General features: G+C 71.1%; 19 protein-coding genes and 3 tRNA genes. 13 read left to right on the top strand and 9 right to left on the bottom strand.

What is annotated here, in order from left to right:
* The first annotated feature begins 61 nt into the window (after window positions 1-61).
* Both BM085_RS10100 and BM085_RS10105 read left to right on the top strand, forming a co-directional pair.
* Window positions 62-1213, top strand: coding sequence for an NAD(P)/FAD-dependent oxidoreductase (locus BM085_RS10100; protein WP_245789231.1), 1152 nt, complete (start codon window positions 62-64; stop codon window positions 1211-1213).
* Between the two features lie 76 nt (window positions 1214-1289).
* Window positions 1290-1871: a hypothetical protein gene (locus BM085_RS10105; protein ID WP_143120873.1), complete on the top strand. Its 582-nt coding sequence runs from the start codon at window positions 1290-1292 to the stop codon at window positions 1869-1871.
* 193 nt (window positions 1872-2064) lie between these two features.
* Here BM085_RS10105 and BM085_RS10110 read toward each other — a convergent pair.
* From BM085_RS10110 to BM085_RS10120, 3 genes are all read right to left on the bottom strand, one after another.
* A tRNA-Val gene (locus BM085_RS10110) sits at window positions 2065-2139 on the bottom strand.
* Between the two features lie 13 nt (window positions 2140-2152).
* Window positions 2153-2223 (bottom strand) — tRNA-Cys (locus BM085_RS10115).
* A 25-nt stretch (window positions 2224-2248) separates the two neighbouring features.
* Window positions 2249-2320, bottom strand: a tRNA-Gly gene (locus BM085_RS10120).
* Between the two features lie 203 nt (window positions 2321-2523).
* Between BM085_RS10120 and dusB the strand changes: the two genes are divergently transcribed.
* Complete coding sequence (gene dusB, locus BM085_RS10125) at window positions 2524-3645, top strand: tRNA dihydrouridine synthase DusB (RefSeq protein ID WP_093886740.1); 1122 nt, start codon at window positions 2524-2526, stop codon at window positions 3643-3645.
* A gap of 163 nt (window positions 3646-3808) precedes the next feature.
* Here the strand turns inward: dusB and BM085_RS10130 are convergent, their stop codons facing one another.
* The gene (locus BM085_RS10130; protein ID WP_093886741.1) at window positions 3809-6061 is read right to left on the bottom strand and encodes an ATP-binding cassette domain-containing protein; all 2253 of its coding nucleotides are present in this window, start codon (window positions 6059-6061) and stop codon (window positions 3809-3811) included.
* A 63-nt stretch (window positions 6062-6124) separates the two neighbouring features.
* Here BM085_RS10130 and BM085_RS10135 point away from each other — a divergent pair, with 63 nt between their 5' ends.
* Window positions 6125-7081 carry a helix-turn-helix transcriptional regulator gene (locus BM085_RS10135; RefSeq protein ID WP_177245033.1) on the top strand — a complete coding sequence of 319 codons (957 nt, stop codon included), beginning with the start codon at window positions 6125-6127 and terminating at the stop codon, window positions 7079-7081.
* Here BM085_RS10135 and BM085_RS46770 read toward each other — a convergent pair.
* From BM085_RS46770 to BM085_RS10155, 3 genes are all read right to left on the bottom strand, one after another.
* A complete protein-coding gene (locus BM085_RS46770) occupies window positions 7048-7563 on the bottom strand; it encodes a DUF2087 domain-containing protein (RefSeq protein ID WP_177245034.1) in 516 nt (171 codons plus the stop codon). The genes BM085_RS10135 and BM085_RS46770 overlap by 34 nt on opposite strands.
* A 132-nt stretch (window positions 7564-7695) precedes the next feature.
* On the bottom strand, window positions 7696-10188 hold the full coding sequence (locus BM085_RS10150) for a DEAD/DEAH box helicase (protein WP_093886744.1): 2493 nt from the start codon (window positions 10186-10188) through the stop codon (window positions 7696-7698).
* Window positions 10189-10331: 143 nt separating this feature from the next.
* Window positions 10332-11618, bottom strand: coding sequence for an acyltransferase family protein (locus BM085_RS10155; protein WP_093886745.1), 1287 nt, complete (start codon window positions 11616-11618; stop codon window positions 10332-10334).
* A 183-nt stretch (window positions 11619-11801) separates the two neighbouring features.
* Here BM085_RS10155 and BM085_RS10160 point away from each other — a divergent pair, with 183 nt between their 5' ends.
* Window positions 11802-13049 (top strand): sensor histidine kinase, encoded by a 1248-nt coding sequence (locus BM085_RS10160; RefSeq protein ID WP_093886746.1) that lies wholly within the window; start codon window positions 11802-11804, stop codon window positions 13047-13049.
* Window positions 13040-13687, top strand: coding sequence for a response regulator (locus BM085_RS10165; protein WP_093886747.1), 648 nt, complete (start codon window positions 13040-13042; stop codon window positions 13685-13687). Before BM085_RS10160 ends, BM085_RS10165 begins: the two co-directional genes overlap by 10 nt.
* Window positions 13688-13698: 11 nt before the next feature.
* Here the strand turns inward: BM085_RS10165 and BM085_RS10170 are convergent, their stop codons facing one another.
* Window positions 13699-15006: an FAD-binding protein gene (locus BM085_RS10170; RefSeq protein ID WP_093886748.1), complete on the bottom strand. Its 1308-nt coding sequence runs from the start codon at window positions 15004-15006 to the stop codon at window positions 13699-13701.
* A gap of 256 nt (window positions 15007-15262) precedes the next feature.
* Here BM085_RS10170 and BM085_RS10175 point away from each other — a divergent pair, with 256 nt between their 5' ends.
* The gene (locus BM085_RS10175) at window positions 15263-16156 is read left to right on the top strand and encodes a LysR family transcriptional regulator (RefSeq protein ID WP_093886749.1); all 894 of its coding nucleotides are present in this window, start codon (window positions 15263-15265) and stop codon (window positions 16154-16156) included.
* A 213-nt stretch (window positions 16157-16369) separates the two neighbouring features.
* On the opposite strand, the gene BM085_RS10180 is transcribed toward BM085_RS10175, so the two are convergent.
* The gene (locus BM085_RS10180) at window positions 16370-17227 is read right to left on the bottom strand and encodes a TNT domain-containing protein (RefSeq protein ID WP_093886750.1); all 858 of its coding nucleotides are present in this window, start codon (window positions 17225-17227) and stop codon (window positions 16370-16372) included.
* 620 nt (window positions 17228-17847) lie between these two features.
* Between BM085_RS10180 and BM085_RS10185 the strand changes: the two genes are divergently transcribed.
* The 6 genes from BM085_RS10185 to BM085_RS10210 are packed head-to-tail and all read left to right on the top strand — an operon-like array spanning window position 17848 to window position 23849.
* Window positions 17848-18861, top strand: a complete 1014-nt coding sequence (locus BM085_RS10185) for a LacI family DNA-binding transcriptional regulator (RefSeq protein WP_093886751.1) — start codon at window positions 17848-17850, stop codon at window positions 18859-18861.
* Entirely contained in the window at window positions 18858-19769 is a 912-nt protein-coding gene (locus BM085_RS10190; RefSeq protein ID WP_093886752.1) for a carbohydrate ABC transporter permease, read from the top strand. The genes BM085_RS10185 and BM085_RS10190 overlap by 4 nt, the downstream gene beginning before the upstream one ends.
* Before the next feature lies 1 nt (window position 19770).
* The gene (locus BM085_RS10195; RefSeq protein ID WP_093886753.1) at window positions 19771-20589 is read left to right on the top strand and encodes a carbohydrate ABC transporter permease; all 819 of its coding nucleotides are present in this window, start codon (window positions 19771-19773) and stop codon (window positions 20587-20589) included.
* A gap of 29 nt (window positions 20590-20618) precedes the next feature.
* Window positions 20619-21914, top strand: a complete 1296-nt coding sequence (locus BM085_RS10200; RefSeq protein WP_093886754.1) for an ABC transporter substrate-binding protein — start codon at window positions 20619-20621, stop codon at window positions 21912-21914.
* Window positions 21911-22879 carry an ADP-ribosylglycohydrolase family protein gene (locus tag BM085_RS10205; RefSeq protein ID WP_093886755.1) on the top strand — a complete coding sequence of 323 codons (969 nt, stop codon included), beginning with the start codon at window positions 21911-21913 and terminating at the stop codon, window positions 22877-22879. Before BM085_RS10200 ends, BM085_RS10205 begins: the two co-directional genes overlap by 4 nt.
* A gap of 4 nt (window positions 22880-22883) precedes the next feature.
* Complete coding sequence (locus tag BM085_RS10210) at window positions 22884-23849, top strand: ADP-ribosylglycohydrolase family protein (RefSeq protein WP_093886756.1); 966 nt, start codon at window positions 22884-22886, stop codon at window positions 23847-23849.
* The last annotated feature ends 106 nt before the right edge of the window (window positions 23850-23955 follow it).

Raw genomic sequence — 23955 nt, forward strand, 5'->3', positions numbered from 1 at the left:
CCCTCCCTCAGGGCCGAAGCGGAGCGGTTTCGCCGGGCCGTACCGTGGAAGGCTCACCGGGGTGGATGACGTGTGGGATCTGGTGATCGTCGGTGGCGGCCCCGCGGGCTCGGCGGCGGCCCTCCGCGCCAAGCAGCTCCGGCCGGCCGCGCGGGTGCTCCTGCTCGACAGGGCCGACTTCCCCCGTGACAAGGCCTGTGGCGACGGCGTCGCAGCCCACGGCCGCGACGAGCTCGCCCTGCTCGGCGTCCCCGACCTCATCGCCGACTACCGGCCGACGCGGCGCCTGGAGGTGGTCTCCCCGGGCGGCGCGCGCGTCCGCGCCACCGTCGCCCGGCCCAACCATGTCGTCCCCCGCACGGTCTTCGACGCCCGCCTCGTCGACGCCGCCCGGGCGCGCGGCGTCGAGGTCCGCCGCCATCGCGTCCGCGCCCTCACCGCCCACGGCGGTCACGTCGTCGTCGTCGACGGCGACGTCGCCGCCCGCGCGGTCGTCGCCGCCGACGGGGCCAACTCGACCGTGCGGCGCCTCATCGGCATCCCGGCCTCTCCGGCCGGGCACACCGCGATCGCCGTCCGCGGCTACGCCGACGTGCCCGCCGACGACGACGTCCAGTTCATCGCCATGCAGAAGGACGGCTGGCCCGCGTACGCGTGGTCGTTCCCGATCGGTGACGGCACCGCCAACGTCGGCTTCGGGATGCTCCTGCCCCGGCTGCACGCCACCGGCCTGCCCGGCCGCGAGGTGCTCCACGGACGGCTCGCCGAACTGCTTCCGCACCTCCCGGCCCGCGACCTGCGCGCCCACCACCTGCCCCTGTCACCCGGACGGCCGAGGCCCGGCGCCGGGCGGGTGATGCTCGCCGGTGACGCCGCCGGTCTGGTCAACCCGCTCACGGGCGAGGGCATCTACTACGCGCTGGTCTCCGGCAGGCTCGCCGGCGAGGCCGCCGTCCAGGCGGCCGGAGACCCGCTGCCCGCCTACCGGCACGCCCTGCGGAAAGCCCTCGGACGCCACCTGCGCACCACTGACGTGCTCGCCCGCGCCGCCCAGTCGCCCGGTTTCATCGACGCCGCGATCGGCACCGCGGGCCGGCGTCAGGAGGTGTTCGACCTGCTGGTCGACGTGGGTCTCGGCGCGGGCACCGTACCCCTGAGGCTCGGATGGGCCGTGCTGGGCCGCTGGATCCTGAACGGTGTCCGGCGGGGATGAGAAGGATCTTCTCCTTCGGTTGAGCCGCCGGGCCGAGCCGGTCGCGACCGGATCCGGCATGCGGCAGAGTGGTCGCATGATACGTCGCGCTCTCCCGATACTCCTCGGTCTGGCCGTCCTGTCCGGCTGTGGGACGGAGGGCACGCTCAGCCAGGCGGCGCTGGATCAGGCGCGTGCCCAGGGCGTGGCTCCGGATCTGATCTACGTGGTCGACCTGCCGGGCTACGAGCTGGCCGAGCAGTCGATCGGCGGGGTCGGAGACGAGGGCTTCGGAGCCTTCTACGTCTCGCCGGAGGGCGGGCAGGTGGAGCTCCGGATCGACCGCGGCACGTTCAGCGACGCCCTGTGCGCCGACACGCCCGTCAAGGACGCCGAGCCGACGGCGGCGGTGCGGTGCGAGCGTGACGAGGTCGGCTGGTACCGCGTGGCGGGAGGCCGCCACGAGTACACGGCGGTCAGCGGCGACCACTACATCCGGCTGAACGGCCGCGTCGGAGGGGCGGACCGGGCCGCGTTGAAGGCGGCCGTGGCCGGAGCGCGGCCCGTGACCGGGGAAGGCTCCGGGACACCCATGCCGCCGCGCACCCCGGTGCAGCGCGGCGACCTGCCCACCAACGGCGACGGCGCGCCGAACAACGACGTGGGCGCCGGTGGCTGAGCCGGGCCCGGCGGCCGGGCTGCGGAGGACGGGGCCGGAAACCGGCTCCGAGGGATCACGCTCATCGCCGTGGCGTGCACCGGGAAGCGCCGGAGTGGACCGGTGGTCCGGCGGGCGCCGGAACCGAGCTCCCGGTTCCACGGTCAACGGTCGTGAAAACAGGAAATCCCAGGCCGACGGCCTGGGATTTCGCTGGTGGACGATACAGGGATTGAACCTGTGACCTCTTCCGTGTCAGGGAAGCGCTCTCCCGCTGAGCTAATCGTCCTCGTCGAAGCCAGAGGTGGAGACGGGATTTGAACCCGTGTACACGGCTTTGCAGGCCGTTGCCTCGCCTCTCGGCCACTCCACCGGAGTGAGGGTCCGAAGACCCTTCGAGCGGAAGACGGGATTCGAACCCGCGACCCTCACCTTGGCAAGGTGATGCTCTACCACTGAGCCACTTCCGCATGTTTCCGCCGGGTTTTTCTCCCTGCGGCGACGAGAGAACTCTAGCGGGTTTTCCGGGTGGTTGCGTAACCGCGCGTCAACCGGGCGGCAATCTCGGAGGGCGCGGGCACAACCGCCGCCTCGCGGGTCACCTCCACCACTCCAGGGACGCCCGTGCGGGAATGATTCGTCCCACCGGGCCCGGTGCGGTAGAAACAACCGGGTGGAGTCGTTGAAACTCGGATCGCTTGAGGTCTGGCCGCCCATCGTCCTCGCGCCCATGGCCGGGATCACCAACGCGCCCTTCCGGACCCTCTGCCGCGAGCAGGGCGGCGGGCTGTTCGTCTGCGAGATGATCACGACCCGGGCGCTGGTGGAGCGCAACGCCAAGACGTTCAAGATGATCCGGTTCGACCCGGCGGAGCAGCCCCGCAGCATCCAGCTCTACGGGGTCGACCCGGTGACCGTCGGCAAGGCCGTCCGGATGATCGCCGACGAGGATCTGGCCGACCACGTCGACCTCAACTTCGGCTGCCCGGTGCCCAAGGTGACCCGGCGCGGCGGCGGCTCCGCCCTGCCGTACAAGCGGAACCTGCTGCGGGCCATCCTCCGTGAGGCCGTGCGCAACGCCGGGGCGCTGCCGGTGACCATGAAGATGCGCAAGGGCATCGACGACGACCACCTGACCTACCTGGACGCGGGACGGATCGCGGTGGAGGAGGGCGTCTCCGCGATCGCCCTGCACGGCCGTACCGCCGTCCAGCACTACGGCGGGAGCGCCGACTGGGAGGCCGTCGCGCGGCTGAAGGAGGCGGTGACGGAGATCCCGGTGCTCGGCAACGGCGACGTCTGGAGCGCCGCCGACGCGATGCGGATGATGGACGAGACCGGATGCGACGGCGTCGTCGTGGGCCGGGGCTGCCTCGGCCGCCCGTGGCTGTTCAGGGACCTGGCGGCCGCGTGCGAGGGCGGCCGGGAGCGCGTCCGGCCGGCGCTGGGGGAGGTCGCCGCGACCATGGACCGGCACGCCACGCTGCTGGCCGAGTGCTTCGGCAGCGAGCCGCACGCCGTGGCCGACTTCCGCAAGCACGTCGGCTGGTATCTCAAGGGCTTCACCGTCGGATCCGACCTCCGCCGCCGCCTGGCCACCTCCGTCACCCTCGCCGACCTGAGGCAGGGCCTGGCCGAGCTCGATCCGGCCCAGCCCTGGCCCGAGGGCGCCGACGGGCCGCGCGGCAAGAGCAACCCGCGTGACCGGGTCCACCTGCCCGCCGGCTGGCTGGACGACCCCTACGACCTGGCCGTCCCCGGCGCGGACGCCGAGCTCGACACCTCGGGCGGCTGAGGCGCCGCGACCGTGAGGACGACCGGCCCGCCTCTCTCGGCGACCGGCCCCACCCTTCTCCGGGACCGTGAGAACGACTCCCCGGGACCATGAGAACGATCGGCCTCGCCCCTCTCCGCGACCGTGACCGGCCCCTCTTCCGGACAGGACGGACCGGGGAGCGTCACGGCCGGCCCAGGTCGCGGCGGAGATACTCGGCGGTGAAGGAGCCGGTCACGTCGAGGAGCTGCCGGGGCGTGCCCTCGAACACGACCGTGCCGCCCCGGTCCCCGCCGTCGGGTCCGAGGTCGATGATCCAGTCGGCGTTCTTGACGACGTCGAGGTTGTGCTCGATGACGATGACGGAGTTGCCGGCGTCCACCAGGCTGTCCATGATGGCGAGCAGGTGCTTGACGTCGGACATGTGCAGTCCCGTGGTCGGCTCGTCCATCACGTAGACGCTGCCGGTCTTGTGGAGCTCGCCGGCGAGCTTGATCCGCTGGCACTCGCCGCCGGACAGGCTGTTGAGCGGCTGGCCGAGCTTGAGGTAGCCCAGCCCCACCTCGTTGACCGCGCGCAGGACGCGCAGCGGCTTCGGCTCGGTGAAGAACTCCGCCGCCTCGCCCGCCGTCATCTCCAGCACGTCGAGGATGGACCTGCCGCGCAGGGTGTGCCGGAGCACCTCCTCCCGGAACCGCCGCCCCTGGCAGACCTCGCACGTCGACGTGATGCCGTCCATGAACGCCAGGTCGGTGTAGATGATCCCCAGCCCCTGGCACTGCGGGCAGGCTCCCTTGGAGTTGAAGCTGAACAGGGCCGGGCTGACGCCTCCCGCTCTGGCGAACAGCTTGCGGACCTCGTCCATCAGCCCGGTGTAGGTGGCCGGGTTCGACCGGATCGACCGGCTGACCGCCGACTGGTCGATGACCACCGCGTCGGGGTGCCGCGCCAGGAACACCTTGTTGACGAGCGTGCTCTTGCCCGACCCGGCCACCCCCGTGACCACGGTGAGCACGCCGGTGGGGAAGGCGACCGTGACGTCCTTCAGGTTGTGCGCGGTGGCGCCGGCGACGGTCAGCGCACCGGTCGGCTCGCGGAACTCCGCCTTGAGCGGCTGGTTGTGGCGCATGTGCCGGCCGGTGAGGGTGGCCGCCTGGTGCAGGCCGGCGACGCCGCCCTCGTAGACGATCTCACCGCCGTGCGCGCCCGCGTGCGGCCCGACGTCCACCACGTGGTCGGCGATCTCGATGACGTCGCGGTCGTGCTCGACCACGAGCACGGTGTTGCCCTTGTCGCGCAGCTCGCGCAGCAGGTCGTTCATCCGGGTCACGTCGCGCGGGTGCAGGCCGACGGTGGGCTCGTCGAAGATGTAGGTCATGTCGGTGAGGCTGCTGCCCAGGTGCCGGACCATCTTGATCCGCTGCGACTCCCCGCCGGAGAGCGTGCTCGTCGCCCGGTCCAGGCTGAGGTAGCCGAGGCCGATGGAGACCAGGTGCCGCAGCCGCTCCAGGATCGCCGCGACCATCGTCGCCGCGACCGGGACGGTGATCCCGGCGACCACGTCCACCAGATGGCGGGCCTCCATCGAGGCCAGCTCGGCGATGTTGCGTCCGTTGACGCGGCAGGCCAGCGCCGCCTGGTTGAGCCTGGCGCCCCCGCACAGCGGGCAGCGGCGCGCGGAGACGAACTCCATCGCCGAGTCGCGGCCGGGCTTGCCCTCGGTGTCCCGGTTGATCTGGAGCCGGTAGAACTTGTCGACCACCCCTTCGTACTTCTGCGGGACCGTCCCGCCCTGCGTCTCGAACATGACATCCGGCCCGGATCCGCCCAGCAGCGTCTGCCACTCGGCCTCGGTGTAGTCCTCCAGCGGCTTGTCGTTGTCGAACAGCCCGGAGTGGGTGTAGGTCTTCCAGTACCACGTGCCGACCCGGAAGCCGGGCAGCAGGATCGCGCCCCCGTTCAGCGACTTCGACCGGTCGAAGGCCAGGTCGACGTCCAGGAGCACCTTCCGGCCCACGCCCTGGCACTCCGGGCACATCCCGGCGGGGTCGTTGAAGGAGAACGCGTTGGAGTAGCCCGCGGGCGGCGTGCCGATCCGGGAGTAGAGCAGCCGCATCAGGGAGAGGATGTCGGTGATCGTGCCGACGGTGGAGCGGGAGTTGCCGCCGATGCGCTGCTGGCCGATGACGACCGCGGTGGAGAGGTTCTCGATGCCGTCGGCGTCCGGCTGGCCGTACTTGGGCAGGCGGTTGCGGATGAACGTGCTGAAGGTCTCGTTGAGCTGCCGCTGCGACTCCGCGGCGATCGTGTCGAAGACGATGGACGACTTGCCGGACCCCGAGACGCCGGTGAACACCGTGATCTGCTTCTTCGGGATCTTCAGTGAGATGTTCTTGAGGTTGTTCTCACGGGCGCCCGTTATCTCGATATGGCTCATGAGGCCGACGCTAGCCACGGTTTAGGCCAGTTCCCGGCCGCAATCGGTGGCATCGTGGCACCCATGGCAGATACCACCGCACGGGTGCTCCGGCTGCTGTCGCTGCTCCAGGCACACCGCGAGTGGCCGGGGCCCGAGCTGGCCGAGCGGCTGGAGGTCAGCCCGCGCACGCTGCGCCGCGACATCGACCGGCTGCGCGAGCTGGGCTACCCGGTCCACGCGACGACCGGCCCGGCCGGGGGCTACCGGCTGGAGGCGGGGACCGCGATGCCGCCGCTGCTGCTCGACGACGAGGAGGCCGTGGCCATCGCGGTGGGCCTGCGCACGGCGGCGAGCGGCGGGGTGACCGGGATCGAGGAGACCTCCCTGCGGGCTCTGGCCAAGCTGGAGCAGGTTCTGCCCTCCCGGCTGCGCCGCAGGGTCAACACCCTGCAGACCCAGACCGTGGCGGTGCGCGGCTGGTGGCCGACCGTGGACCCCGACACCCTGGCGCTCCTGGCCCAGGCGAGCCGGGACCACGAGCGGCTGCGCTTCGGCTACCGCCGGCGCGACGGCACGGAGAGCGCCCGCCTGGTCGAGCCCTACCGGCTGGCCTCCACCGGGCGACGCTGGTATCTCGTCGGCTGGGACACCGACCGGCGGGACTGGCGGACCTTCCGGGTGGACCGGCTCACCTCGCCGCTGGCCACCGGTGCCCGATTCAGCCCGCGCCAGCCGCCGCCCGGCTACGTGGAGGAGTCGGTGGTCGCCCCCATCAGCCGCTATCGGGCCGTGGTGACCCTGCACGCGCCCCTGGAGGTGGTGGCCGACCGTTTCCCCGGTCCGGGGGCGACGATCGAGGCTCTGGACGAGCGCAGTTGCCTGCTGCGCACCGGCGGGGACTCGCTGGAGTGGCTCGCGCTCACCATCGGCATGCTGGGCCTGGACTTCACCGTCCACGACCCGCCCGAGCTGGCCGGCTACCTCGGGCTGCTCGCCGCCCGGCTTCAGGCGTCGACCGCGCCTCCGCTGCGCCAGTAGACGTTGTCCTCCCGGCTCAGCAGCCCGTCCTCGACCAGGTAGCGGCGTAGCGCCGCGTAGTCGTCGTGGAAGGCGCGCAGCGCGGTGTTGACCTCCTTCTCCGGGTAGCGGACCCCTGGCTCGAAGACCTGGGCGATGTAGTTCAGCACGATGAGCTGCTTGTCGCGTTTGGTGGGGATCGCCCGGAGCCGTCCCTCGACCAGGAAGGACTGCAGCACCTTCTCCTCGGGGGAGAGTTGGACGGCGGGCTTGGCCGTGGCGTGCAGCAGCTCGCGGAACCGCTCCCGGCGCGCCTGCCAGCGGCCGTCGCCGTCCCGTACGGCCAGCCCGCCGCGTTCCAGCCGGTCCAGCGCCTGCCGTGTCGGATCCCTGTCCAGCCCGGCCTCCTCGGGCGTGCCGTCCAGCGCCAGCGCCGCCAGCACCCGCAACGTGTCGTTCTGATAGAGCAGGCCCAGTACCTGCCTGATCGCGTCGTCAGTCATGCCCCCCATTCTGTCGGCCCCGTCAGCCACCTCCGCGCCATGGACGGCGGACCCGACTCTCCTGGCGTCATGTAGCGCATATTGCGAAAGATCATTTTCACCGCGGCCCTCCTCCGGGCCGGTCCCGCGGGGTCAGAGGCGGTTCAGGCCGATGACGTGGACCACGGCGCGGCCCTCCTCGTCGGAGGCGCCCAGGTCCACCTGGGCGTCGATGCCCCAGTCGCCGTCGCCCGCCGGGTCGGCGATGACCTGGCGGACCCGCCAGAACTCCTTCTCCTCCTGGATGCGGAGCAGGCCCGGCCCGCGGGCGTCCGGGCCGGTGCCGATCTCCTCGTGGTCGTCGTAGTAGGCGTCGAGGGCGGCGCCCCAGTCCACGTCCGGCGCCAGCTCGGCCAGCTCCTGCTCCCTCTCCAGGGAGGCCAGCTCGACCAGGCGGAACATCGCGTTGCGGACCAGCACGCGGAACGCGCGGGTGTTGGCGGTGACCGGCCGGGTCTTCTCCTCCAGGGAGGGCGCCTCCAGCTCGCCGGTCGGGTTCTGCAACTGCTCCCACTCGTCCAGGAGGCTGGAGTCGACCTGGCGGACCAGCTCGCCGAGCCACTCGATGAGGTCGATGAGGTCCTCGGTCTTGAGGTGCTCGGGGATGGTCCGCGACAGGGTGCGGTAGGCGTCGGCGAGGTAGCGCAGGACGGTGCCCTCGGACCGGGCCAGCTCGTAGAACTGGATGTAGTCGGCGAAGGTCATCGCCCGTTCGTACATGTCCCGCACGACGGTCTTGGGGCTGACGGTGTAGTCGCCGACCCAGGGGTGGCCCCGCCGGTAGGTCTCGTAGGCGCCCAGCAGCAGGTCGGCCAGCGGCATCGGGTAGGTGACGTCGTTGAGGAGCTCCATCCGCTCCTCGTATTCGATGCCGTCGGCCTTCATCTGCGCCACGGCCTCGCCCCGGGCCTTGTTGAGCTGCGCGGACAGGATCTGGCGGGGGTCGTCGAGGATGGACTCGATGATGGAGACCATGTCCAGGGCGTAGTTGGGCGACTCCATGTCCAGCAGTTCGAGGGTGGCCAGCGCGAAGGTGGACAGCGCCTGGTTGAGCGCGAAGTCCTCCTGGAGGTCGACGGTCAGGCGGGCCATCCGGCCCTGGTCGTCGGGCTCGGCGAGCTTCTCCACCACGCCGCCGGCCAGCAGCGAACGGTAGATCGCGATGGCCTGGCTGATGTGCCGCCGCTGCCACTTGCGGTCCTCGTGGTTGTCGGTGAGCAGGTGCTTCATCGCGGAGTAGCAGTCGCCGGGACGGTTGATCACCGCGAGCAGCATCGCGTTGCTGACCTTGAACCGGGAGTTGAGCGGCTCGGGTTCGGCGCTCTGCAGCTTCTCGAAGGTCTCCTCGCTCCAGCCGACGAAGCCCTCCGGGGGCTTCTTGCGGGCGTAGCCGCGCCGTCGCTTGGGGTCGTCGCCGATCTTGGCCAGCGCCTTCTCGTTCTCGACGACGTGGTCGGGGGCCTGGCAGACGACGTAGCCGATGGTGTCGAAGCCCGCCCGCCCGGCCCGGCCGGCGATCTGGTGGAACTCGCGGGCGCGCAGCCGCCGCACCTTGGTGCCGTCGTACTTCGACAGCGCGGTGAACAGCACGGTCCTGATCGGCACGTTGACGCCGACGCCGAGGGTGTCGGTGCCGCAGATGACCTTCAGCAGGCCGGCCTGGGCGAGCCGCTCCACCAGGCGGCGGTATTTGGGGAGCATCCCCGCGTGGTGCACGCCGATGCCGTGCCGTACGAGACGCGACAGCGCCCGGCCGAACCTGGTGGTGAACCGGAAGTTGCCGATGAGGGCGGCGATGGCCTCCTTCTCGGTCTTGGTGGACATGTTGATGCTCATCAGCGCCTGCGCCCGCTCCATGGCCGCGGCCTGGGTGAAGTGGACGACGTAGACGGGCGCCTGGTTGGTGGTGAGCATCTCCTCCAGGGTCTCGTGGAGGGGGGTCATCCGGTAGGAGTAGACCAGCGGGACCGGGCGCTCGGCGTTCTTGACCACGGCGGTGGGCCTGCCGGTGCGCCGGGTCAGATCCTCCTCGAACCGGCTCACGTCGCCGAGCGTGGCCGACATCAGGATGAACTGCACATCCGGCAGCTCCAGCAGCGGCACCTGCCAGGCCCATCCCCGGTCGGGCTCGGCGTAGAAGTGGAACTCGTCCATCACGACCTGGCCGATGTCGGCCTTGGCGCCGTCGCGCAGCGCGACGTTGGCGAGGATCTCGGCCGTGCAGCAGATGATCGGCGCGCCGGGGTTCACGCTCGCGTCGCCGGTCATCATGCCGACGTTCTCGGTGCCGAACAGCGCGCACAGGTCGAAGAACTTCTCCGACACCAGCGCCTTGATCGGCGCGGTGTAGAAGGTGCGCACGTCCCGGGTCAGCGCGGTGAAGTGCGCTCCGGCCGCGACCAGGCTCTTGCCCGACCCGGTCGGGGTGGCCAGGATCAGGTTGTTGCCGGAGACGACCTCGATCAGCGCCTCCTCCTGGGCGGGATAGAGGGTGAGCCCGCGCTCGGAATTCCATTCGACGAACGCGTCGAAGATGGCATCGGGGTCGGCGTCGATCTCTTCTGGCAGGCGATCTACAAGGCTCACAGTTCAATACTGCCGAAGAACTGACGGTGGTCGGACCGGCTCGGGCAATAGAAGTGATCATATCTTGCGCAGGATGGATGACACCGGGCGGCTATACCCGCCCAAATCTCATCAAATTATGATTAAGGGGACTCGGTGGACGGTCAGGCCGCCGGCTGGAGCCGGGGAGCCGACCAGGTGAGCGCCAGGCCCGCCACGAGCATCCCCGCGCCGAGCACCGGAGCCGTCCCCGGGACGAAACCGATCGCGGTGAGAACGAGCAGGCCCGCCCCGGCCAGCGCCAGAGCCACCACGATCCGGGCCGTGCCCCCGGCGTACGGCGACGCCTGCGGCGGCGTCTCGAACCGGGCGAAGCAGCGCAGCAGCGGGGACATGGCCAGGGCGAGCATGAGCAGCCAGTGCGGCCAGCCCGACAGCCAGGCCGAGGTCCCCGGCTCCGGGGTGGAGACGCCCAGGCCCACCACGACCACCCCGGTGACGACCGCCAGCGCGCTCATGTGCCACAGGTAGACGGTCATCATCCGGGGCGCCGCCCAGGCGATCACCCGCGCCACCCCCGGCCACGCCGCGAGCGCGACGATCCACCGGCGCAGCGCCAGCGCCAGCCCGATCTGGCCGAACGCCACCGCGAGCAGCGCGATCGTGGGCGGCGCCATGTTGGAGACGGCCGCGCCCGGCATCCCGATCATGCTGCCCGGGTAGGGGCCGAACGCCACCAGCGCCGCGGCCAGGCCGTACCCGGTGAGGGCCATGACCCAGGGGCGGCCCAGGCGGCCGTCGGCGTAGAGGAAGCCGAGCTGGTGCACCGCCAGCCAGACCAGGGCGATGTTGAGGAAGCCGACGACCTCGAGGCCGGTGGTGAAACGGGCCACGTCCACCGCGACGGCCCCCGCCGTCAGCGCCACGGGCACCCGCCAGCCGTACACCATGTTGAGCCGGAGCATCGACGGGGTCACCGCCACCGCGACCAGGTAGACGGCCAGGAACCACAGGAGCTGCCCGGCCAGGCGCGAGGCCGTGACCACCGGCTGCTCCGGTACGCCGAGGGCCTGCAGCAGGTGGGGCAGGGGCAGCCACACCGCCGCCAGCGGCAGCACCGGCCAGACCAGGCGGCGCAGCCGCACCGCCAGCCAGGCGGGGACCGTGCCGCCACGCCGTACCGAGCCCCGCCAGCTGATCGCGTTGGCGGCGCCCCCCGCGAAGAAGACCAGCGGCATCACCTGGCTGATCCAGGTCACCACCCACGCGCCGCCCGCCGACAGCGCGTTGCCGGTGGAGATCCGCCCATCGGCGAAGGACAGCACCGGCATGCTCCAGTGCTGCAGCACCACCAGGGCCATGCCGAACAGGCGCAGCACGTCGATGAACACGTCACGACCCGGCGGCGCGGGCGCCGCGCGGACTGCTGAACGGGAGATGACGGCGGTCATGGGGGTCTCGATTCATCGGGGAGCGGTGGTCCAACCCTCCCGTGCGGCCCCCGGCCCGCGCAGTCACGCCCGCAGGAGTTTCCGCCTCAAGGCCGCACCCATGACGGGGGTAGGGCTGGCCCTACCCCCGGACGGCGGTGCGCAGGGTCGAAGCCTCACTCCCGGACTCGTAGCGTTGACGCCATGAGAACCCTCCTGCGCCGTATCGGCACGGACAGCCGGTATCTGATCGCCGGCTTCCCCCTCTCCATCGTCTTCTTCGTCCTGATGGTGGCGGGCTTCGCCGCCGGGATCGGCACAGTGGTCGTGTGGGTGGGGCTGCCGGTCCTGGCGACGACGCTGCTGGTGGCACGGGGCATGGCCGATGTGGAACGGCGGATGCTGCCCGAGGTGCTCGGCCGCGCGGTGCCCCGGCCCCGCTACCGGCCGGCGCCGGAGACGGCCGGATGGTTCCGCCGCATGGTGAACCCCCTGACCAGCGGCCAGTCGTGGCTCGACCTGCTCTACGGGATCGTGGCCTTCCCGATCTCCATCGTGACGTTCGTCTTCACGGTGACCTGGTGGGCCGGGACGATCCTGGGCCTGGCCACCCCCCTCTACGGATGGATCACCGCCGCCATCCCGGGCAACGAGGGGCTGGCCTACCTGCTCGGGTTCGGGGACAGCGTCTGGATCGACGTGGCTATCAACACCTCCATCGGCGTGCTGTTCGCGCTCACCCTGCCGCTGGTCGTGCGCGGCGCCGCGCTCATCCGGGCCGGGCTCGGCCGCGCCCTGCTGACCGGCGTCGCCGAGCTGCACGAGCGCATCGACGACCTCGCCGAGGGCCGGGCCGCGGCGGTGTCGGCCGAGGCCAACGCGCTGCGGCGGCTGGAGCGCGACATCCACGACGGGCCGCAGCAGCGCCTGGTCTCCCTGGCCATGGACCTGTCCCGGGCCCAGCGCCAGCTCAAGCGCGACCCGCAGGCGGTCGAGGAGATGCTCAGCCAGGCCATCACCTCCACCCGGGACACCCTGGACGAGCTGCGCGCGCTCTCCCGCGGCATCGCGCCGCCGATCCTGACCGACCGCGGCCTGGCCCCGGCGCTCGCGGCGCTGGCCAGCCGCTGCACCATCCCCGTCGAGCTGGACGTGCAGGTCACCGGCCGCTTCGCGGCGGCGGTGGAGAACACCGTCTACTTCGTGGTCGCCGAGAGCCTGACCAACGTCGCCAAGCACAGCCACGCCACCGTCTGCACGGTGTCGCTGACCAAGACCGGGGGCGTCCTGATGCTGACGATCGGGGATGATGGGGTCGGCGGCGCACACGTCGCCAAGGGACACGGCCTGTCCGGGCTCGGCGACCGCCTCAAGGCGGTCGACGGGGAGCTCGCGGTGGACTCACCGGTGGGCGGGCCGACAGTGATCGTGGCGGAGGTGCCGTGCGGGTAGTCGTGGCCGACGACGCAGTGCTGATCAGAGAGGGCCTGATCAGGCTGCTCGAGGAGTTCGGCTGCGAGGTGGTCGCGGCGGTGGGGGACGGCGACGGCCTGGTGGAGGCCGTCGCCGCGCACCGGCCGGACGTCTCGGTGGTCGACGTCAGAATGCCGCCCGGCTTCACCGACGAGGGGCTGCGGGCGGCGGTCGAGGCGCGCCGGCGGGTGCCGGGCGCGCCGATGCTGATCCTGTCCCAGTACGTGGAGGTGTCCTATGCCGACGACCTGCTGGCCGACGCCAGGGGCGCGGTGGGATACCTGCTCAAGGACCGGGTCGTGGACGTGGACGACTTCATGGGAGGCCTGCGCACCGTCGCGGCCGGCGGGACGATCTTCGACCCGCAGGTGGTGGCCCAGCTGATGGTACGGCGACGCCGCGACGACCCGCTCGCGCTGCTCACCCCGCGGGAGCGGGAGGTGCTCGGCCTGATGGCGGAGGGCAGGTCCAACCCCGCCATCGGCCGCCAGCTCGTGATCAGCGACGGCGCGGTGGAGAAGCACATCCGGAGCATCTTCGCCAAGCTCGGCCTGTACGCCGAGGACGGCGACCAGCACCGCCGCGTCCTGGCCGTCCTCGCCTACCTGCGCTCCTGAGAAGGATGCGTTCAGCCGCGGATGGGGAAGTTGGCGCGGAAGGTGATGCGCGGGTTGTGGCGGCGTTCGAGGTCGCGGAGGCGATGGAGCGCGGCGGGAGGGAAGGCGTCGGCGGGTGTCTCGCCGGGGCTGAGAAAGGTGAAGGGTTTGCGTCCGCTCACCGGGAGAGCGTCGGCGAGCGCGCGTTGTCTGGCGATGACGGCCTCGGCCGTCGCCGGGTCGGCCGGCACGCCGAACAGGTAGAGCGCGTAGGGCTCGGTCAGTGGGCCGTGGGGGCTGTCGGACGGGCGGGTGAACGCGCCGCCCAGGTGGCGTACCTGCACACTCATCAGCGGGGCGATCGGGTCGGCCAGCAGGGTCTTGGCCGCTGTGTCGTCCAGTTCGGTGAGCAGTTCGGCGCGTGAGGAGCCCGCGCCGGGGTCGGTGGGTTCGGCGGTGATGGTGCCGAGCTCGGCGACCGTCATGGTCCGCCTGCTGTCGGCGAGGGGATGGGGCAGGCGGTCCAGGGGGCTGAGCAGGCCGCGGGCCGTAGCGGCCTGACCGAGGTAGGCGGCATCAACGGCGATCATGGGGTCGGAGCCGGGGAAGTGCAGCAGGTCCAGCCAGAGGGTCAGGTCGTCGGGGGCGGTGGCGGTGATCTGGCGGTAGGCGTCCATCACGTCCGGGGCGTGCTTGGCGGGCCACAGTATCCGGCCGCCGTACAGGTGCGGCGCGCGGTGGAGGGAGAGTTCCAGGGCGGTGACGATCGCGAAGGAGCCGCCGCCACCGCGCATGGCCCAGAAAAGGTCGGGGTCGGTGTCGGCGGTGAGGCGCCGCTGCCGCCCTTCGGCGTCCACGATGTCGAAGGCGGTGACGCTGTCGGCGACCCAGCCGTACTTGCGGCCGAACCAGCTGAGCCCGCCGCCGAGGGCGACACCGGTGACGCTGACGACCGGGGAGCTGCCGGGCAGGCCGGTCAGGCCGTGCGGTGCTGCGGCGGCCTGGAGGCTGCCCGAGGACACGCCCGCGCCGACACTGGCGCGCCGGGCGGCCGGATCGATCCGGAGGGAATCCAGACGGCGGGTCCGCAGCAGAATGGCGCCGTCCAGGTCCGTGGTGGCGCCATGGCCGTTGGGCTGGGCCGAGACGGCCATTTCGCGGACGCGGGCGAAGCGGACCACGGCCGCGACGTCGGCGGCGTCGGCCGCTTCGACCACGGCGGGAACAGTCTGTTCGACGGCGAGGTTCCAGGGGCGCCGGGCCTGGTCGAAACCGTCGTCTCCGGGGAGCAGGACCCGTCCGCGGACGAAGGTGCGCAGGTCCTTGACCTTGTTGATCATCTTTCTTCCAATCTTGAGTGGCGGGAGGAGGATCGTCGGCTGCCGAAGATCGTGGTGGGGTCCCGTAGGTCCCGGACGACCGCGTCCGCGTCGGTGGCCGGAGCGGACAGGGCGTGCTCCGCGGTGACGTGCATTGCTTGCTCCCGCGCAGGTCGCAGTGATGATCGGTGAGTACCACCTTCGTCTGGGACGAAGAGCCGATCAATGCGGCCCTGTGTAAGAATCGTGAAGCTGGAGTTAACGATCTGGGGGTTTCATGCTGGAACGCCATGAGCTGGAGGCGTTCCTGGCCCTGGCTGAGGAGTTGCATTTCGGCCGCACCGCCGAGCGCCTGCGCGTGTCCACCGCCCGGATCAGCCAAACGATCGCCAAGCTGGAGCGCCGGACCGGCGTGCCGTTGTTCACCCGTACCAGCCGCCGGGTGGAGTTGACCGCAGCGGGCCGGCAGCTGTACGAGGAGGTACGACCCGCCTGGGACCAGATCGCCGCGGCGTTCGCGCGGGCTGTCGACACCGGCCGCGGCCTGACCGGCACCCTGCGGGTGGCCTTCGTCGGCGCTGCGGGCGGGCAACTGCTCGCCGGGGCCGCCGAGGTGTTCCGCCGGCGCCTGCCGGACTGCGATGTCCGGCTCCGCGAAGCGCAGATGGTCGATCTGATGCCCTGGCTGCGCGACGGCCAGGTCGATCTCGCGCTGGGCACGTTCCCCATCGACGAGCCGGATATCGCCACCGGTCCGGTGCTGGTGTCCGAAACGCGCATGCTCGCGGTGCCGTCCCAGCATCCGTTCGCCCGCCGTACGTCGGTCTCGCTCGACGATCTGGCCGGGGTGAGGCTCCTCCAGCTACCCGACACCCTGCCCGTCTCGCTGCGCGAGGACCGCACTCCGCGCGCCACTCCTGCGGGCCGGCCGATCGAGCCCGGCCCCTCCGCCTCGACGTTCAACGAGATGCTCACACTCATCGGCGCCGGCCACGGAGCCTTTCCCGTCGGCGCCCAGGCCAGGCGCTACTACGCGCGCCCCGACGTCGCCTACATCCCCATCGGCGACGCCCCACCACTGCGATGGGGCCTGCTGTGGCGGACCGACGGCGCCACCGCTCGGGTCCGCGCCTTCGCCCAGGCCGCTCACGACCTGGTCGGCTCCTCCTGAACAGTGGTACCCGCCGTTCGGTGAATTTTCGGCCCAGCACCATTCGACCAGGTCCACAACGTGATCGGCCGGCCATGAGCGCGGCGTGACCCCGGCGGGAACAGCGGGCCGCGAGCCCGGCCGACCCGCGCACGACGGCCGGGAGGGCTGGAGAGCCCCGGTGAAGGTGAAGGGGACCGCGGGATCCGGCGGCCCCCTTTCCGGCGGAGACGCTCAGTTCGACGATTTCAGATATCCGTTGTCGAGCAGCCAGGCCACGGACACCTCCCCGGTCGCCTGGGGCGCTTCGGGAATGTATTTGCTCACCAAGTGGTACTGCCGCCCGGCGCCTTCCTGCTGGAATGCCGGGGCGGCCGGACCGCCATCCACTTTGAATTCCTTTGTCACTTTGTAAGTGTGATAGTTGCAGAGGTATTTCGGGGCCGCCTGAAAGGTGTTGAGATTGTTCGGCGGCAGCGCGCGCCCGGCGTAGGACGCGCCGAGCGGAGAGACGAAGGAGCCCTGCTCGCCGCCGAAACGGTCGAGGTCCGTGCCGACCGGCAGCGTCACCGTCCGCACCAGCAGCTTGCCGTTGGCGTAGCCGCCGGAGTGGGCGAAGCCGTAGTCCTGCGGGTAGCGCCACCAGTTGGCGCCCTGGTCCCAGTAGCGGTCGATGAACTCCTGCGGGGAGACCCCGTTCAGCGGCTTGTAGTCACGCAGGATCTTGCCGAGCGGCCCGTCCTCCGGAAGGTACTTCGGCCCGAGGATCGGGTCGTCGTCCAGGTACGGCGGCCCGCAGACCTGCTTGGCGGGTTTGCCGTCCGCCGTGGGGGCCGTCTGGCCGGAGGTCTCCGGATGGGCGGCGGGCACGGCGTCCGCGGCCGGCGTGGGGCGTGGCCGCGCGATCGGGGCCGCACACGGGAGGCCCGCCGCGACCGGCACCCCGGCGGCCGAGGCGGACGGGCAGTAGGCGCCGGGCGGACCGGAGGTCGGATAGGTGCCGGTGGCGGCCTGGGCCGCGACACCGGTGAAAGCAGCGGTGACGAGGCCGATGGCGGCGGCCAGCGGTGCGCGTCGTCGAAAATGCCGCACGGATCCCCCTGATGAACTTCACGCGGAGCTGAATCGGACATATGGCTTTAATCTGCAAATCAGCGGAGAAGGTGCCGGGGGCGGGTGTATCCTCCGCCGTTCATGGCATTTCTCCCCGAGCCGTTCCGTCAGGGGCCGGAGTGATTGAGCTGCGTCTCCGCCCGTTCTGAATGAAACGGCCGATCCGTGCCTACCCTGCCGTTCATCTGCGGCACCGCGGACAGGTTAATCGAATGACAAAAGCGAAGAGACAAAAGGTGTGGCAGCGTCTGTTGTCGATTACATGGATAAATCGGATTGACTACTCTTCATTGCGCGTATTCGTCATTTATCCGGCGGGTGCGGGGCGGTCCGGCGGACGCGGCGGCCGGCGGCCGAGGAGGGGGCCGGCGGGCGGGGGTTGATCTCGCTGTGGGTGCGGAGTGCCGGTCCGCCTCCGGGGGCGCTCAAGACGTGGTTCGATCGGAGGTCCCTGAGCGGTGAGGCCCCCCTGACGTGCTGTTATTTGATCGTGACTTGACGTCGTCCGTTACGGGCGAGTTACATGTTCCTAACCCCGTAAACGTTTTCAGCCCATCATCAGAGATCGCAGTAAACGTTTACAGAAAGGTGTGGTCTCTGTGAGCGACGGGCCGACGATCACCACGATCGCGGAGCGGGCGGGCGTCTCGATCGCCTCTGTCTCCCGCGTGCTCAACGGGCTGCCGACCCGGGAGGACACCGTGCGCCGGGTGCTCAGCGCGGCCGACGAGCTGGGATACGTCCCCAACTCGGTGGCCCGGTCGCTGAAGTCGCGCCGGACCAACCAGGTGGCCTTCGCCATGGCCGACATCGGCAACCCGGTCTACCTGACGATGGTCCGCGAGATCCAGCCGGTGCTGAAGGCGGCGGGATACCGCCTCGTGCTGCACTCCACGGACGCGGACGTGGCCGAGGAGATCGACGTTCTCCGCAGCCTCGGAGAGCGCTACGTGGACGGCCTCATCATGATCCCGCTGCGGATCGGCGAGGCCCACCTGAAGGCCGTCGAGGCGGCCCGCGCCCCCGTCGTCATCATCGGCTCGGTGCCGGACGGCACGCGGGTGGACAACGTCCGCACCGACTCGCGCACCGGCGTACGGCTGGCGCTGGAGCACCTCCGCTCCCTGGGGCGCCGCCGTATCGGATTCGTCAACGGCCCGCTGGACACGGTCCCCGGCTCGGCCCGGTCCACGGCCTACGCCGAGGGGATCAGGGAGCTCGGCCTGCCGTACGACGAGAACCTGGTGGAGATCGGCGACTTCTACCGCGCCGAGGGGGCGCAGGCGGTGAGCCGGCTGCTGGCCAGGGCGCCCGACCTGGACGCCGTCCTGTGCGCCAACGACCTGATCGCGCTCGGCGCGCTGGACGTCCTGCGCCGGGCGGGCCGCCGGGTGCCGGAGGACGTGGCGGTGGCCGGCATGGACGACATCGACCTGGCCGCCGTCGCCTGGCCCTCACTGACCAGCATCTCCCTCGGCTCGGCCGAGCGTGGCCGGCTGGCGGCCGAACTGCTCCTGGACCGGCTGGGCAACGGCGACCGCGACCCCAAGGTGGTCACGGTGCCGCCCCGCCTCATGGTCCGGGCCTCGACTGTGGGAGAGGAGACCACGTGACCCTCACCGCCGACCGGCCGGTCAGGACGGCGCCCCCGAAGAAGCCCCGCAAGGGCGGCCGGCAGGGGCGCGAGGCGCTGCTGCTGATGCTGCCCGCCCTGGTGCCCGTGCTGGTGTTCAGCGTGGGGCCGCTGCTCTACGGAATCTTCCTGGCCTTCACCGACGCGCGCTCCGGGCGCAACGCGGTCACCTCCTTCGTCGGCCTGTCGAACTTCGGGGACCTGCTGAGCGACGGTGACTTCTGGGCGTCGTTCCGGATCGGGATGATCTGGGCGGTCTCGGTGACCGTGCTGCAGTTCCTGGCGTCGCTGGGGCTGGCGCTGCTGCTCAACCAGGAGATGCGGTTCCGGGGGTTCGCCCGGGTGCTGGCCATGGTGCCGTGGGCGATGCCGCCGGTGGTCATCGGGCTGATGTGGCGGCTGGTCTACCATCCGGACGCCGGAATCCTCAACAGCATGCTGGGCACCGAGATCGACTGGCTCAACGACTTCTCCATCGCGCTGCCCGCGGTGATCGTCGTCGGGATCTGGACCGGCATGCCGCAGACCACGGTGGTGCTGCTGGCCGGGCTGCAGGGCGTCCCCAAGGAGCTGTACGAGGCGGTCGAGGTGGACGGCGCGGGCGTCTGGCGCAGGTTCTGGAACATCACGCTGCCCCAGCTCCGCCCGGTCATCGTGGCCATCACCTCCCTGGACTTCGTCTGGAACATCAACCAGTTCGGGCTGGTCTACGTTCTCACGCAGGGCGGCCCGGGAGGCCAGACCCGCCTGCCGATGCTGTTCGCCTACGAGGAGGCCTTCCGCTACGGCTTCTTCGGCTACGCGGCCACTCTGGGCGTGGCGATCGTGATCGTCGTGCTGGCCGTGCTGGGCGTCTACCTCTGGCGGCAGATGCGGGAGGCGAGCTGACATGGGCAAGGCATTGCGCTATCTGGCCCTGGCCGGCTACATCGTCTTCCTGGCGTTCCCGCTGGTCTGGCTGCTGTCCACGGCGCTGAAGACGCCGCAGGAGATGGCGAGCCTGGACCCGACATGGATCCCGCGCTCACCGACGCTGACCAACTTCACCGACGCCTTCGCGGAGCAGGACCTGGTCGGCAGCGGGGTGCGCAGTCTCGTCGTCGCGGTGGTCAGCGCGGTGCTCACCGTGATCCTGGCGCTGCCCGCCGCCTACGCGCTGGCCCGGCACCGGTCGATGGTCAACCGGATCGCGATCGGGTGGGTGCTGGTCAGCCAGGTCTTCCCGTTCATCCTGATCATCATCCCGCTGTTCATGGTGCTGCGCAGGCTGGACCTGGTGAACACGCTGGCCGGCCTGACCGTCGTGCACATCACCTTCACGCTGCCGTTCGCGCTGTGGATGCTCCAGGGATACGTGCGCGCCGTACCGCGTGAGCTGGAGGAGGCCGCCGCGGTGGACGGGGCCGGGCGGGTGCGGTCGCTGCTGAGCGTCGTGGCCCCGCTGCTGGCGCCCGGCGTGGTCGCGACCCTGCTGTTCTCGTTCATCTCCTCCTGGAACGAGTTCCTGTTCGCCTTGATCGTCCTCAAGGACCCGGATGTGGCGACCCTGCCGCTGACGCTGGTGAAGTTCACCGGCGCGGAAGGGGTCGTGCGCCTCGGGCCGCTCGCCGCAGCCTCGCTTCTGGCGACGATCCCGAGCCTGGTGTTCTTCGCGTTCATCCAGCGACGGCTGAGGTCCGGCCTGATGGCCGGGGCCGTCAAGGGATAGACAGCCCACCCCCCGATAGGAGAAGTCATATGCGCAAGAGGGTCGTGCTGGCCGCAGGCCTCCTCGTTCTGGCCGCCGGATGCGGTTCGGAATCGCCCGCGGCCGCCCCCGACGAGCCGGTGAAGATCAAATTCCAGAGCCTCGCCTGGCAGAAGGAGTCGATCGCCGCCAACAAGCAGCTCGTCGAGGAGTGGAACAAGGCCAACCCCAAGATCCAGGTCGAGTACATCCAGGGGAGCTGGGACAACGTCAACGACCAGCTCGTCACCTCCTTCGAGGCGGGCGACCCCCCGGACGTCATCCACGACGACTCCCCGGCGCTGTCCGGCTTCGCCAACCGCGGCTACCTGCTGGACCTCACGGACAAGGTTCCGGCCGAGCTGAAGAGCGACATCCCGCAGGCCGCCTGGGACACCGTCACCTTCGGCGACGGCAAGGGCGGGCAGGGCGTGTACGGCGTGCCGTTCCTGCAGGAGTCGCAGGTCATCATCGGCAACAAGAAGCTGCTCGACAAGGCGGGCGTGCGCGTCCCGACCCCGGACAGCCCGTGGACGTGGGACGAGTTCGCCGAGATCTCCAAGAAGCTCACCAAGGGTGACTCCTACGGCGTCGCCTGGCCGATGAAGTCGCCGGTCAACAAGGTGCTCAACCTGGGCCTGAACTTCGGTGGCACGTTCTTCCAGACCGACGCCGCCGGCAAGACGACGGTCAAGGTGGGCGCCGAGGAGCGCGAGGTGCTCCAGCGCATCCACGACCAGCTCCACAAGGACAAGTCCGCCGACCCGTCCGCGCTCGGCATGGGCTCCGCCGACCCGCTGCCCGGCTTCTACGCCGGCAAGTACGCGATGCTGCCCGTCGGCGTCTACCTGCGCCAGCAGGTCGTGGAGCAGGCGCCGGACGGCTTCGAGTGGATCACCCTCCCGCCGCTGAAGGGCGCCACCGCCGAGCAGGGCGCCGTCTCGCAGACGCTGTCGGTCGCCACCGACAGCAAGTATCCCGAGCAGTCGCTGAAGTTCATCTCCTTCTTCCTGAACGGCCCGAACCAGGTCAAGCTCGCCAAGGGCGACTGGCTGCTGCCGACCTCGGTCAAGGCCGCGGGCGACCCGGCCATGACGACCGAGGAGAACGGCTGGAACGTGGCGACCGCATCGGTCAAGAACCTCGTGGTCGCGCCGTTCCTGAAGGTCAACGGCTTCGACGAGTGGAAGAGCAAGGTGGCCACGCCGGCGCTGCAGCAGTACTTCGCCAACAAGATCACCCTTGACGAGACGGCGAAGAAGCTGGTCGACGAGGGCAACAAGGTGCTGGAGCGGTACAACAAGTGACCTTGACACATCGGGGGCGCGCCCGGGGGTGTCTGCTCGGCCTCGCGGCCGGCGACGCCCTCGGGCGCCCGGCGGAGAACCTCTCTCCTGAGCAGATCGCCGCCCGCTGGGGCAGGCTGACCGAGATCGACGGCGGGGGCACCGACGACACCGAATACACCATCTTCGCGGCCTCCCTGCTCGCGCGGCACGGGCACGCGCTGACCCCGCAGGACGTCGCGCTGGCCTACCGCCAGGAGATCATCCCGCTGATCGACGGCCCCATGAAGGGGGCGGGCTTCTCCGAGCTCGGCGCCGTCCAGGCGCTCCGCCGGGGCCTCGAACCGCCGCTGACCGGCCAGTGGCACCGGCACGGCTGGTCGGACGGCCTGGCCATGCGCGCGGCGCCGTACGGGATCTTCGCCGCCGGAGACCCCGGCGAGGCCGCCCGCCTGGTGGAGATCGACGGCAGCGTGAGCAACGCGGGCGAGGGCATTCTCGGCGGCCGCGCGGTCGCCGGGGCGGTGGCCGCCGCGATGACGGGCGCCTCCCCGCAGGAGGTGGTCGCGGCCGGACTCGCCGTGATCCCCGAGGACTCGTGGACCGCCCGCAACGTCAACCGGGCCCGGGAGATCGTCCTGGACCCCGCCGGATCCGGCGGGGTCGCCGCGCGGCTGCACGAGGCGGTCGTGGTCCGGCACTACCCGTGGACGGACCTGGCCCCCGAAGCCGTCGCCCTGGCCTTCGCCGCCTACCTGCTGGGCGGGGGAGAGGTGGAGGAGTCCGTGGTGGTCGCGGCGAACCTGGGACGGGACGCCGACACCACCGCCGCCATCGCGGGCGCCCTGGCCGGCGCGGGACGCGGTGAGGCGGCGGTGCCGGAACGGTGGGCACGGCAGATCGGCCCGGTCGAGGGACGATGCCTGCCGGTGACCGCAGGACGGCACGTGCTCGACGTGGCCGATCAGCTCGTGGAAGGGACGTAGGGCGATGATGCCGGGGGACAGGATCCTGGGGGCGTTCGCCGGGGTGGCGATCGGCGACGCGGCGGGGTGGCCGTCGTCGCGGCACCGGGCCGGGGTGCACGCGCCGTGGAGCAGGCGGCTCCACCGCGAGCTCGACGCCTTCGCCGAGGAGCACCGGGTGACCGCGCTGCCGGTGCCGTTCGCACTCAACCAGCCGGTCGCGCCGCTGGTGATCGGGCCGTCCGACGACGCCGAGTGGCTCGCCTGGACCGCGCTCACCATCGACCAGGACCGGGCGGAGGCGTTCACCGGCCTCGCCGGCCGGGACGACCTCAGGGCGCGGATCTCGGTGCGGACCGCGCTGGACAACCTCGCGCGCGGCCTCGGCCCTCCCGCCAGCGGCCACGACAACCCGCACTTCTTCGACGACGCCGCGGTCGTGCGGGCGGTCGCCTTCGGGGCCAGAGGGCTGGACCCGACGGCCGACGCCCAGGTCACCAACGCCGGCGACGGCGTACTCGGCGCCGTCGCGATGGCCCGCGCGATCGGCGTCCTGGTCGACGGCGGGCAGATGGGCGACGCCGTGGAGGCCGCGCTGGACGCGCTCCCCGACGACACCGTCATCGGCCGCGCGACCCGCACCGCGCTCGCGGTCGCGCGCCGCGCGGGCGACCCGTTCGGGGCGGTGCCCGCCCTGGACGCGGCGCTGTTCGACCACGTCTACAGCTACGGGGTCGCCGCCGCCGAGACGTTCCCGGTGGCTCTCGCGCTGGCGGAGGTCTCCGGCGGCTCGCCGGGCACCGCCGTGCCGGCCGCCGCCTGCCTGGCCGCCGCGGCGGACTCCGCGCCCGCGCTGACCGGCGCGCTGACCGGCGCGTTCACCGGCCACGGCGCGCTGCCGCCAGGGTGGAGCACCACCCTGACCGGCTGCTGCCTGCCCGAGCTGGCGGGCGTCGATCTACTGGACATCGCGAGGGGATGGATCGCTTGACATCCTCCCCACGGCTGAGCCGGGGGATTGCGGCCTTCACCCGCCGGGTCTCCTGACCGAACCACGTGGCACCGCGCCGCGTTTCCGCCCCAGAGCTGAAGCCTGG

This window comes from Streptosporangium canum, assembly GCF_900113865.1.
In the GTDB taxonomy this organism is placed as follows: Bacteria; Actinomycetota; Actinomycetes; order Streptosporangiales; family Streptosporangiaceae; genus Streptosporangium; species Streptosporangium canum.

Excerpts from the sequence above, each read along its gene's own strand:
- BM085_RS10210 (WP_093886756.1), top strand. The coding sequence starts at position 22,884 with ATGATGCCGGGGGACAGGATCCTGGGGGCGTTCGCCGGGGTGGCGATC.
- BM085_RS10135 (WP_177245033.1), top strand. The coding sequence starts at position 6,125 with ATGGCAGATACCACCGCACGGGTGCTCCGGCTGCTGTCGCTGCTCCAG.
- BM085_RS10155 (WP_093886745.1), bottom strand. The coding sequence starts at position 11,618 with ATGACCGCCGTCATCTCCCGTTCAGCAGTCCGCGCGGCGCCCGCGCCG.
- BM085_RS10170 (WP_093886748.1), bottom strand. The coding sequence starts at position 15,006 with ATGATCAACAAGGTCAAGGACCTGCGCACCTTCGTCCGCGGACGGGTC.
- BM085_RS10105 (WP_143120873.1), top strand. The coding sequence starts at position 1,290 with ATGATACGTCGCGCTCTCCCGATACTCCTCGGTCTGGCCGTCCTGTCC.
- BM085_RS10200 (WP_093886754.1), top strand. The coding sequence starts at position 20,619 with ATGCGCAAGAGGGTCGTGCTGGCCGCAGGCCTCCTCGTTCTGGCCGCC.
- BM085_RS10175 (WP_093886749.1), top strand. The coding sequence starts at position 15,263 with ATGCTGGAACGCCATGAGCTGGAGGCGTTCCTGGCCCTGGCTGAGGAG.
- BM085_RS46770 (WP_177245034.1), bottom strand. The coding sequence starts at position 7,563 with ATGACTGACGACGCGATCAGGCAGGTACTGGGCCTGCTCTATCAGAAC.
- BM085_RS10195 (WP_093886753.1), top strand. The coding sequence starts at position 19,771 with ATGGGCAAGGCATTGCGCTATCTGGCCCTGGCCGGCTACATCGTCTTC.
- BM085_RS10130 (WP_093886741.1), bottom strand. The coding sequence starts at position 6,061 with ATGAGCCATATCGAGATAACGGGCGCCCGTGAGAACAACCTCAAGAAC.
- BM085_RS10160 (WP_093886746.1), top strand. The coding sequence starts at position 11,802 with ATGAGAACCCTCCTGCGCCGTATCGGCACGGACAGCCGGTATCTGATC.